The sequence below is a fragment of the Micromonospora sp. NPDC049081 genome, assembly GCF_040648835.1.
Classification (GTDB): domain Bacteria; phylum Actinomycetota; class Actinomycetes; order Mycobacteriales; family Micromonosporaceae; genus Micromonospora; species Micromonospora antibiotica.
In genome coordinates, this window is record NZ_JBEZEK010000002.1 from 432,389 (window position 1) to 442,526 (window position 10,138).

The 10,138-nt window shown below is 73.1% G+C and carries 10 protein-coding genes; 6 read left to right on the top strand and 4 right to left on the bottom strand.

What is annotated here, in order from left to right; genetic code table 11:
• Nucleotide 1 precedes the first annotated feature (1 nt).
• The 4 genes from AB0B63_RS05765 (at nucleotide 2) to AB0B63_RS05780 (ending at nucleotide 4,555) form a co-directional block, all read left to right on the top strand.
• The gene (locus AB0B63_RS05765) at nucleotides 2–313 is read left to right on the top strand and encodes a DUF6412 domain-containing protein (RefSeq protein ID WP_307799421.1); all 312 of its coding nucleotides are present in this window, start codon (nucleotides 2–4) and stop codon (nucleotides 311–313) included.
• 126 nt (nucleotides 314–439) lie between these two features.
• Entirely contained in the window at nucleotides 440–1,177 is a 738-nt protein-coding gene (gene yidC / locus AB0B63_RS05770; RefSeq protein WP_357014886.1) for a membrane protein insertase YidC, read from the top strand.
• 76 nt (nucleotides 1,178–1,253) lie between these two features.
• A complete protein-coding gene (locus AB0B63_RS05775; protein ID WP_357014889.1) occupies nucleotides 1,254–2,690 on the top strand; it encodes a carbohydrate-binding protein in 1,437 nt (478 codons plus the stop codon).
• Between the two features lie 302 nt (nucleotides 2,691–2,992).
• Nucleotides 2,993–4,555: a cellulose binding domain-containing protein gene (locus AB0B63_RS05780; RefSeq protein WP_357014892.1), complete on the top strand. Its 1,563-nt coding sequence runs from the start codon at nucleotides 2,993–2,995 to the stop codon at nucleotides 4,553–4,555.
• 171 nt (nucleotides 4,556–4,726) lie between these two features.
• On the opposite strand, the gene AB0B63_RS05785 is transcribed toward AB0B63_RS05780, so the two are convergent.
• The gene (locus AB0B63_RS05785; protein WP_357014895.1) at nucleotides 4,727–5,407 is read right to left on the bottom strand and encodes a DedA family protein; all 681 of its coding nucleotides are present in this window, start codon (nucleotides 5,405–5,407) and stop codon (nucleotides 4,727–4,729) included.
• Between the two features lie 195 nt (nucleotides 5,408–5,602).
• The gene (locus AB0B63_RS05790; protein WP_357014897.1) at nucleotides 5,603–6,217 is read right to left on the bottom strand and encodes a DUF1349 domain-containing protein; all 615 of its coding nucleotides are present in this window, start codon (nucleotides 6,215–6,217) and stop codon (nucleotides 5,603–5,605) included.
• A 175-nt stretch (nucleotides 6,218–6,392) separates the two neighbouring features.
• Here AB0B63_RS05790 and AB0B63_RS05795 point away from each other — a divergent pair, with 175 nt between their 5' ends.
• Together AB0B63_RS05795 and fabG are read left to right on the top strand one after the other, a co-directional pair.
• Complete coding sequence (locus AB0B63_RS05795) at nucleotides 6,393–8,045, top strand: alpha-amylase family protein (RefSeq protein WP_357014899.1); 1,653 nt, start codon at nucleotides 6,393–6,395, stop codon at nucleotides 8,043–8,045.
• Nucleotides 8,046–8,143: 98 nt separating this feature from the next.
• Nucleotides 8,144–8,902: a 3-oxoacyl-ACP reductase FabG gene (gene fabG / locus AB0B63_RS05800; protein WP_357014901.1), complete on the top strand. Its 759-nt coding sequence runs from the start codon at nucleotides 8,144–8,146 to the stop codon at nucleotides 8,900–8,902.
• Nucleotides 8,903–9,033: 131 nt separating this feature from the next.
• Here fabG and AB0B63_RS05805 read toward each other — a convergent pair whose 3' ends face one another.
• Together AB0B63_RS05805 and AB0B63_RS05810 are read right to left on the bottom strand one after the other, a co-directional pair.
• Complete coding sequence (locus tag AB0B63_RS05805; RefSeq protein ID WP_208568378.1) at nucleotides 9,034–9,459, bottom strand: hypothetical protein; 426 nt, start codon at nucleotides 9,457–9,459, stop codon at nucleotides 9,034–9,036.
• Nucleotides 9,452–9,847 (bottom strand): hypothetical protein, encoded by a 396-nt coding sequence (locus AB0B63_RS05810; RefSeq protein WP_357014905.1) that lies wholly within the window; start codon nucleotides 9,845–9,847, stop codon nucleotides 9,452–9,454. The genes AB0B63_RS05805 and AB0B63_RS05810 overlap by 8 nt, the downstream gene beginning before the upstream one ends.
• Nucleotides 9,848–10,138: the final 291 nt, after the last annotated feature.

The following is a 10,138-nucleotide window of genomic DNA, read 5'->3' on the forward strand; positions in this document are numbered from 1 at the left end:
CGTGTCGGGGCTGCGGGTGGTGACGGGTCTGTGGGCGTACGCGCTCGTCGGGCTGACCCTGCTCGCGGACCGGCCGGGTGACCTGCTCGCCGGTGCGGCGGTGGTGGCCGCGTTGCTGCTCGTCGTCCTGCTGGCGACCCGTCCCCGGCCGACGTCCGGCCCCGGCACGGGGCGGCGGCGGGCGGTCGGGTTACGCGACCGGGCCCGGCGTCGACGCGTACCCCGGCAGGTCGATCCGGACGCGGCGGGCCGACCCCGCCCCCGGGCACCCGGGGGTTCCCTCCCGGTCGGGTGGTCCCCGGTCGCGGGCTGATCCCGCGCGCCGCCGCCGCCGACCGGTTCCGTCGTCATCCGTCCCACGGTGAACCGCCGACCGCCCTGACGGGCGGCCGGTCGACGTCCCGTGCGGACCTCCGGAATCGGACCGAGGGGTTCCCCCATGCTCGCCTTCTCACCTGTGCACGACGCGGCTGCCGCCGCGGGTTCTGTCGTCGGCTGGCTCGCCGGGCTGCTGACACCGCTGGCCGGCGGGGCCGCCACCGCCGCCGCCATCGTGCTGTTCACCATCGCCGTCAGGCTGTTGATCTCACCGCTGACCGTCGCCCAGGTCCGCGCGGAGCGGCGTCGCGCGGCCCTCGCCCCGCAGTTGCGCCAGCTCCAGCAGCGGTACGCGGACGACCCGGCGACGTTGCAGTCGGAGGTGTTCGCGCTCTACCGCCGGGCCGGGGCGTCGCCGGTGGCGGGGTGCCTGCCGGCGCTGCTCCAGGCTCCGTTCTTCCTGGTCATGTACCGCCTGTTCGGCACCGGTGACGGTGCGGTCGGGCTGCTCGACGCGCGGCTGGCCGGGGTGCCGCTGGGCTGGCACCTGGGCGACGGGCTGACCCTGTCGGCGCTGCCGGTGTTCGGGGTGCTGCTGGCGGCCCTGGCCGGCCTGGCCACGGTGCTGTCCCGGCGGGCCCGGCGGACGGCGTCGGCCGCCGCGCCGACGGACCAGCCGGGGGCGGCGTTGCTGGCCCGGGTGCTGCCGCTGCTGCCGTACGGGACGGTGCTGCTGGCGGTGGTGGTGCCGTTGGCGGCGGTGCTCTACCTGGTCACCATCACCGGGTGGACGGTGGCGGAACACGTGCTGCTGCGTCGGCCGCAACCGGTGCCGGTCGGAGCCATCGACGAGCGTTGACAAATGGTGGGGCGGGAGCGTAGAAAACCGCTCAGAGAGCGCTCTCTTTGCTCCCGTCCCCCAGAGAGGCATCCCGATGAACGCTGTCCCGGCGGCTCCGGTCGCCCCCACCGCCCCGCGCCGGCCCGGCCGCCGGCTCGCCCTGGCGGTCACGCTCGCCGCCGCCACCGCGCTGACCGGCGTCTCGGTCGCCGCCCAGGCCGCCGTCCCGACGCCGCCGTCGGGGTGGAGCCTGATGTGGAGCGACGACTTCACCGGCGGGGCCGGCACCCTGCCGTCCTCGGCCAACTGGATCGTCGACACCGGCACCAGCTACCCGGGCGGCCCGGCCAACTGGGGCACCGGCGAGATCCAGACGTACACCGGCAGCACCGCCAACCTGGCCCACGACGGGTCCGGCAACCTGCGGATCACCCCGCTGCGCGACTCCGCCGGCCGGTGGACCTCGGCCCGGATCGAGACCGTGCGCACCGACTTCAAGCCCCCGTCGGGCGGGGTGCTGGCGATCGAGGGGCGGATCCAGATGCCCAACGTCACCGGCGCCCAGGCGGCCGGCTACTGGCCGGCGTTCTGGGCGCTCGGCGCACCCTACCGGGGCAACTACCAGAACTGGCCGGGCATCGGCGAGATCGACGTGATGGAGAACGTCAACGGGCTCAACCAGGTCTGGGGCGCGCTGCACTGCGGGGTGGCCCCCGGCGGCCCGTGCAACGAGTTCAGCGGGCTGGGCGCGACCCGGGTCTGCCCCGGCAGCGCCTGCCAGGCGGCCTTCCACACCTACCGCACCGAGTGGGACACCTCGGTCAGCCCGCAGCAGCTGCGCTGGTACGTCGACGGTCAACTGTTCCACACCGTCACCCAGAACCAGGTCGGGGCCAGCTACTGGGCGCAGATGACCGGCCACGGCGGTTACTTCCTGCTGCTCAACGTGGCGATGGGCGGCTCCTTCCCGGACGGGGTGGCCGGTGCCGTCACGCCGACCGGCTCGACCGTCTCCGGTCGGCCGATGCTGGTCGACTACGTCGCGGTCTACCGCCGGGGCGGCGGCTCCACCCCGACGCCCACCCCCACCACGCCGGCCCCGACCACCCCGCCGCCGTCGGGCACCGTGGACGCCTACTCGACGATCCAGGCCGAGGCGTTCTCCGGGCAGAACGGGGTGGCCGTCGAGACCTGTGCCGAGGGCGGGCAGAACATCGCCGCGCTGCGCAACGGTGACTGGGCCCGCTACGACAACGTGGACTTCGGCAGCAGCGGCCCGCGCGACTTCCTGGCCCGGGTGGCCTCCGGCGCGGCGGGCGGGGTGAGCGGCCTGGTCGAGGTGCGGGTGGACAGCCCGACCGCCACCCCGATCGGCAGCTTCGCCGTCGCCAACACCGGTGGTTGGCAGAGCTGGCGGTCGGTGCCCGGCAACGTGTCGACGGTGACCGGGCGGCACACCGTCTACCTCACCTTCAGCAGTGGCCAGCCGGCCGACTTCGTCAACGTCAACTGGTTCACCTTCCGCCGCTGACCGGGCGGTCCGGGGTCCGCGCCGGGGTGGTGCGGACCCCGAACCCATGCGCCGGGCCGGCCCGCGACCCGGCGACCGCCCGCGCCGGTGTGGTCAGGTCGAAGCGGCGGGGAGTGGGCGGCCGGAAAGGGCTCTGGACATTAACAGTTAAGAGTCTTAATAATGAGCGCGGACGTGGACGACCGTGGATCGGTTCATCGTCGTTCCGGCGGTCCCACCCCCGGACCGCGCCCACCGGCCCGCGCACGCGGCCCGGTCGCACCCCCCGCCCCCGACCCGCTCCGGTCCACTGGAGGCCACCCGTGAGACTCCGCTCCCCCCGCGCGGCAACCCTCGCCGTCGCGCTCGCCGCCGCCCTGGTCACCGGCACGCTCGTGGCCCCGCCGGCCGCGTCCGCCGCCACCGCCGCCTTCGTCCGCACCGCCAGCTGGGGCAGCGGGTACGAGGCCAAGTTCACCGTCACCAACGACACCTCGACCGCGATCAGCTCGTGGACCGTCGTGTTCGACCTGCCCTCGGGCAGCACCGTCGGGTCGTTCTGGGACGCCCGGCTGAGCAGCTCCGGCCAGCGGGTCACCGCCCTCAACCAGAGCTGGAACGGCAGCCTCGCCCCGGGCGCCAGCACCACCTTCGGCTTCGTCGTCGCCGGCACCGGCGACCCGACGAACTGCACGGTCAACGGCGGGGCCTGCACCGGCGGCGGCCCCGGCAACCCGACCGGCCCGGCCACCCCGGGCGGGCTGCGGGTCACCAGCACCACCGCCTCGTCGGCCACGCTGGCCTGGAACGCCGTCTCCGGCACGGTCACCGGCTACCGGATCTACGAGGGCGGCACGGTGAAGGCCACCGTCACCGGCACCTCGACCACCGTCTCCGGGCTGGCCGCCTGCTCCACCCACAGCTGGACCGTCACGGCGTACAACTCCGCAGGGGAGTCGGCGAAATCGGCAGCGGTGTCGGCCACCACCACCGGCTGCACCGGCGGCAACGGCACGATGGCCGCCGCCCCCTACCTCTACCCCGGCTGGGGCGACCCGCCCGCGCCGGGCACCGTGATGGGGGCGACCGGGGTGAAGTGGTTCACCATCGCGTTCGTGCTCTCCGGCGGCGGCTGCACCCCCGCCTGGGACGGCTCCGGGCCGCTCACCGGAGGCGCGCACGCCAACACCATCGCCGCGATCCGGGCAGCCGGCGGTGACGTCATCCCGTCTTTCGGCGGCTGGAGCGGCAACAAGCTCGGCCCGAACTGCGCGTCGGCCAGCGCCCTCGCCGGGGCGTACCAGCAGGTGATCAACGCGTACGGGTTGAAGGCGATCGACATCGACATCGAGAACAGCGACGAGTTCGAGAACGAGGTGGTGCAGGACCGCATCCTCGGCGCCCTGAAGATCGTCAAGCAGAACAACCCGGGGATCAGGACGATCGTCACCTTCGGCACCTCGACCACCGGGCCGTCGTACTACGGCACCCGGCTGATCAACCAGGCCGCCGCGCTCGGCGCGAACATCGACACCTTCACGATCATGCCGTTCGACTTCGGCGGCGGGGCGAACATGTACCAGAACACCGTCAACGCCGCCGAAGGGCTGAAGACCACGCTCAAGTCGGCGTTCGGCTGGTCCGACGCCACCGCGTACGCGCACATGGGCATCAGCGGCATGAACGGCCTGTCCGACCAGCGGGAGCTGACCTCGCCGGCCACCTGGACGCAGATCCGGGACTGGGCCAAGGCGCGGGGGCTGTCCCGGTTCACCTTCTGGTCGGTCAACCGCGACCGCGCCTGCCCGGACGGGGGAGTGGTCGCCAACTGCTCCGGCATCGCCCAGAACCTCTGGGAGTTCACCTCGATCACCGCGAGGTTCTGAACACCACCGCCCGGTGGGGCCGGCCGGTCCGGCGGTCCGGCTCCACCGGCGGTCCGGCTCCACCGGCGGTCCGGCTCCACCGGCGGTCCGGCTCCACCGGCGGTCCGGCTCCACCGGCGGTCCGGCTCCACCGGCGGGGCAGCTGCTCGGTCGGGCGGCGCGGTGGTCCGGTCAGTGGTCGGCGGACACCGAGCGTCGGTCGCCCCGGTCACCCCGGTCACGGCGGGAGCGGATCTTCTTGCCGGCCCAGCTCACGATCATGACGGCGAAGACCGCGAAGATGGCGTAGTTGAACCAGTCGCTGTACTTCTCCACGTCCTGCCAACGCGAGCCCAGCGTGTAGCCGAGGCCGACCACCAGCGCGTTCCACACCCCACTGCCCAGGGTGGTGAGCAGCACGAACTCGCCCATCGGCATCCGGTTCGCGCCGGCCGGGACGGAGACCAGGCTGCGCACCACCGGCACCAGCCGGCCGATCAGCACCGCCCACCGGCCGTGCCGCTCGAACCAACGGTCGGCCTTCTCCAGGTCCTCCCGGTCGACCAGCGGGATGCGGTCCAGCCAGTGCTTGAGCCGTTCCTCGCCGATCGCCGCGCCGAGCCAGTAGAGCACCAGCGCGCCGACCAGCGAACCGACCGTCGCGGCGAGGATGATCACCACCAGGCTGAACCGGCCCTCGGCGGCGAGGTAGCCGGCCATCGCCAGCACGATCTCGCTCGGGATCGGCGGGATGATGCTCTCCAACGCCACCAGGAAGGCGACGCCGACCGCGCCGAGGGAGTCGATGACGCCCGCAACCCATCCGGTCAGCCCGGTGAACTGGTTCGGGTCGACGTTCTCGGCGAGAGCCATGGGCGTCCTTCCAGCGGGCCGGGCGGGATCGGACAGTGGTACCCAGCCGGCCGCCACTTACACCCTGCGGTGAGGGGGCCCACCCGCCGAACCCCACCGGTGCCCCGTCGCGCCGTCCGACCCACGCCACCAGGAGACCGGTCGCAGCCGGTCGTGCCGCCAGCAGACCGGCGGTCGCAGCCGTTGAGCCGGGGCTCAGTCGCAGGGGTGCAGTCCCCGGTCCGCCGGACCCTGTCGCCAGCCGGTGAACCGGACGGTCAGCCCGCCCCGGGTGGGCGCACAGCAGAACGGCCCGGCCAGGGCCACCGCGTCCGGGGCGAGCGGGGCGAGCCGCACCAGCCGCCACGGCCCGTCGGCGACCCGCGCCCGGACCGTCAGCGCGTCGCCGCTGCGGCTGGCCCGCACGGTCACCTCCCGGCCCTGCCAGTCCGGCACCGGGGCCACCGACCAGTCGGAGAACTCGCGGGTCACCACCGCGCCGACCTGCGGCAGTCCGTCGCTGACCTCCACCCCGGCCTTGATCCAGTTCCGCTCGTCCACCCGCACCAGCACCCCGGCCTGGTCGAACTGGGCGGTGTAGTCGAGCAGGAAGTCCACCTCGACCGCGCCGTCGGCCGGCAGCGGGGCGAGCAGCGCCGGCCCGTCGTCGTGGACGAAGCCGTAGCTGGTGTGCCGCCACAGGTCACTGTTGGCGGCCGGCTCCACCAGCAGCGCGCCGTCACCGGCCCGGTCCACCCGTACCGGTGGGTGCAGCCACCGGCCCTCGTCCCAGTCGACCGTCCGGGAGCCGTCCGTCGGATGCGCAGCCATGCCCGGACCGTACCCCGCAGGGCTGCGGCGCGTCGGCGCGCGGGCCGCGTCCGAAGCGGCGGCGGGCCCGGTCCGTGTCAGGCGCGGCGGTGGCCGTGCGGGTGGTGCCCCGGCGACCAGGGCCGGAGCGAGACTCGCGTTTGCGGCGTCGAGCGATCGGAGACATTAGGCCGGCATGGGTGACAGGTGGTATTCCGAGGCCGTCGTCTACTGCCTCGACGTCGACACGTACGCGGACTCCGACGGTGACGGGGTCGGTGACTTCCGGGGCCTGATCGGCCGGCTCGACTACCTGGCGCGGCTGGGGGTGACCTGCCTCTGGCTCAACCCGATCCATCCCTCGCCCAACCAGGACGACGGATACGACGCGACCGACTTCTACAACGTCGACCCGCGACTGGGGACCCTCGGCGACTTCGCCGAACTGCTGCACCAGGCACAGAACCGGGGCATCCGGGTCATCATCGACCTGGTGGTCAACCACACCTCCGACCAGCACCCGTGGTTCCAGTCCGCCCGGTCCTCGCCCGACTCGCCGTACCGCGACTGGTACGTCTGGGCCGACCACGAGCCGGCGGACCGGCACCAGGGCATGGTCTTCCCGGGCGAGCAGCACGAGACGTGGAGCTACGACCGGACCGCCAAGGCGTGGTTCTACCACCGCTTCTACAAGTTCCAACCGGACCTGAACATCGAGAACCCGAAGGTCCGCGCCGAGATCAAGAAGATCACCTCGTTCTGGCTCCAGCTCGGCGTCTCCGGGTTCCGGATGGACGCCGTGCCGTTCATCATCGAGCAGACCGAGCCGGGCAACCCGAACGCCCCCAAGGACTTCGACTTCCTCACCGACCTACGCCAGCACGTGCAGTGGCGACGCGGCGACGCGGTGCTGCTGGCCGAGGCGAACGTCGAACCCGACCAGCTCCCGGTCTACTTCGGCGACGGCGGCGGCTCGGGCAACCGCATCCACATGCTCTTCGACTTCATGCTCAACGGCCGGCTGATGCTCGCCCTCGCCCGGGAGGACCCGGAGGCGATCATCGACGCGCTGCGCGACACCCCGAAGCTGCCCACCGGCGGCCAGTGGGCCACCTTCCTGCGCAACCACGACGAGATCGACCTGTCCCGGCTCACCGCCGACCAGCGCAACGACGTGCTGGCGAAGTTCGGGCCGGACGAGAACATGCAGCTCTACGGCCGGGGCATCCGGCGGCGGCTCGCCCCGATGCTCGGCAACGACCGCCGGCACATCGAGCTGGCGTACGCGCTCCAGTTCTCGTTGCGCGGCACGCCGGTGCTGCGCTACGGCGAGGAGATCGGGATGGGGGAGAACCTCGCGCTGGACGGGCGGGACGCGATCCGTACCCCGATGCAGTGGTCGTACAAGGAGAACGGCGGTTTCTCCACGGCGGACCCGGAGAAGCTGATCCGCCCGGTGATCGACAAGGGTGACTTCGGCTACCAGCAGGTCAACGTCACCGCCCAACGGGGCGACTCGACGTCGCTGCTGGCCTGGTTCGAGCGGATGATCCGGACCCTGCGGGAGGCCCCGGAGATCGGCTCCGGCTCGACCTCGCACATCGACGTGCCGATGCCGGCCGGGGTGCTCGCGCACCGCGCCGACGGCCCGACCGGCACCATGGTCTTCCTGCACAACCTCGGCACCGAGGACGTGGAGGTGGACCTGAGCACCCTGGCCGCCGAGGCGGACCTGCCGATAGACGTCCTGACCGACCGGGGTTACGGCGACGTCGGCAAGCTGGACAGCCTGAAGCTGGGTGGGCACGGCTACCGCTGGATCCGGCTCTGCCGCTCCACCACCTACTGACCGGCGCGTCCGTCGACGTCCCTGCCCGGCAGGGACGTCGACGGACGTCGGGGCGGGTAGGCTCCTGCGATCGAGCCAGAAGTTACCGGGAGGTAGTCATGTCGGAGGAGTCCCGCGTCGCCATCGTCACCGGAGCCGCGCGCGGCATCGGCGCGGCCACCGCCCGGCGGCTGGCTGCCGACGGCATGGCCGTCGCCGTGGTCGACATCGACGAGGCGGCGACCGGGCCGACCGTGGACGCGATCACCGCCGCCGGTGGCCGGGCCCTCGGTGTCGGCGCGGACGTCGCCGACCGGGGCCAGGTGGAGGCCGCCGTCGAGCGGGTCGCCACCGAGTTGGGCGGGCCGACGGTGCTGGTCAACAACGCCGGGGTGCTGCGGGACAACCTGCTGTTCAAGATGACCGACGCCGACTGGGACACCGTGCTGGGGGTGCACCTGCGCGGCGCGTTCCTGTTCAGCCAGGCCGCCCAGCGGCACATGGTCGAGCGGAAGTACGGCCGGATCGTCAACCTGTCCAGCACCTCGGCGCTGGGCAACCGGGGCCAGGCCAACTACGCGGCGGCCAAGGCCGGCCTCCAGGGTTTCACCAAGACCCTCGCCATCGAGCTGGGGCCGTTCGGGGTGACGGTCAACGCGGTCGCCCCCGGCTTCATCGTCACCGACATGACCGCCGCCACCGCCGCCCGGATGAAGGTCGACTTCGACGACCTGCAGAAGCACGCCGCCGCCGAGATCCCGGTCCGTCGACCCGGCCGCCCCGAGGACGTCGCGCACACCATCTCGTTCCTGGTCAGCGAGGGCGCGTCCTTCGTCTCCGGGCAGGTCATCTACGTCGCGGGCGGCCCAAAGGACTGACCGGGCCGGGCGTCCGGCCCCGGGCCGGCGTCAGCCGTCGGAGCCGGAGCCGGCGTCAGGACCCGGACCGGAAGCCGGCGTCACGACCCGGACCCGGCTCCGGCGTCAGGACCCGGACCGGGAGCCGGGTGTCAGGAGTCGGCGGCGGTGCGGGTGCGGGTGCTCCAGAGCCAGAGCAGCCCCAACACCGGCAGCACCAGCGGGATGTAGCCGTAGCCGCTGCCGAAGCCGGACCAGACCGTCTCGTCGGGGAAGAGCTCGGCGTCGACCAGGCTGAGCACGCCGACGCCGACCACCCCGACCAGCTCCACCGAGCAGCAGGCCAGCGCGACCCGGCGGCCGGCGTGCCCGGCGCGGGCCAGCCCGACCGCCGCCACGATGTAGATCAGCGCGGCCACCGCCGAGAGCAGGTACGCCACCGGCGCCTCGTCGAACTTCGTGGCGATCTGGAGTGCGGCCCGGGAGGTGGCGGCGATGGCGAACAGGATGTAGACGGCGATCAGCAGCCGTCCCGGCCCCGCGTTGGTGGCGCGCGCCGACGCCCGGGTGTCAACCACCGACGACCTCCCAGGTCTGCTGGAGCCGGACCACGACCACCGGCAGGACCAGGCAGACCGCGCAGACGATCGCCGACCCCCACCGGGTCGGCTCCATCCTGGCCAGCACCCAGGCCAGCGGGGGCAGGCAGACCAACGTCACCAGGTATCCGAAGAACGCGCCGGGTTCGCCGGCCCGTTCTCCGCCGACGACCGCGACCAGGGCCAGGGTGGTCAGCGCGAGCAGCGCCACCTCCAGCAGGCCCAGGCCGACGGACTGCACGAGGTCCGGCGGCCGGTGCCGGACCGCCGCCACCAGGCTCCACAGCGCGAGTACGAGCGACAGCACGATCGTCGCCGTGGCGAGGACCCCGTCCACCGGCGAGCCGGCCGACGCCGCGGCGGTCATCGCGGCCCTCCGATGGGTGTCTCGGTCACCGGCACAGCCTACTAACCAGCGTAGTAATCGCTGTCGTCCCGGTCCCCGTCCCGGATGGCCCCGGTCCCGGTCCCGGTCCGGCGAACCGGTCCCGCCGGAGCGGGCGGTGGGGACGACCGGTCGCCACGCGGACAACGGCGCTCCCGACCCGGTCCCGGCTGTGTCGCCCGGTCCCGGCTGTGTCGCCCGGTCCCGGCTGTGTCGCCCGGTCCCGGCTGTGTCGCCCGGTCCCGGCTGTGTCGCCCGGTCCCGGCTGTGTCG

What these genes read in the sequence shown, in the direction of transcription:
- AB0B63_RS05790 (WP_357014897.1), bottom strand. Translation starts at nt 6,217, where the DNA reads ATGGCTGCGCATCCGACGGACGGCTCCCGGACGGTCGACTGGGACGAG.
- AB0B63_RS05795 (WP_357014899.1), top strand. Translation starts at nt 6,393, where the DNA reads ATGGGTGACAGGTGGTATTCCGAGGCCGTCGTCTACTGCCTCGACGTC.
- fabG (WP_357014901.1), top strand. Translation starts at nt 8,144, where the DNA reads ATGTCGGAGGAGTCCCGCGTCGCCATCGTCACCGGAGCCGCGCGCGGC.
- AB0B63_RS05810 (WP_357014905.1), bottom strand. Translation starts at nt 9,847, where the DNA reads ATGACCGCCGCGGCGTCGGCCGGCTCGCCGGTGGACGGGGTCCTCGCC.
- AB0B63_RS05785 (WP_357014895.1), bottom strand. Translation starts at nt 5,407, where the DNA reads ATGGCTCTCGCCGAGAACGTCGACCCGAACCAGTTCACCGGGCTGACC.
- AB0B63_RS05775 (WP_357014889.1), top strand. Translation starts at nt 1,254, where the DNA reads ATGAACGCTGTCCCGGCGGCTCCGGTCGCCCCCACCGCCCCGCGCCGG.
- yidC (WP_357014886.1), top strand. Translation starts at nt 440, where the DNA reads ATGCTCGCCTTCTCACCTGTGCACGACGCGGCTGCCGCCGCGGGTTCT.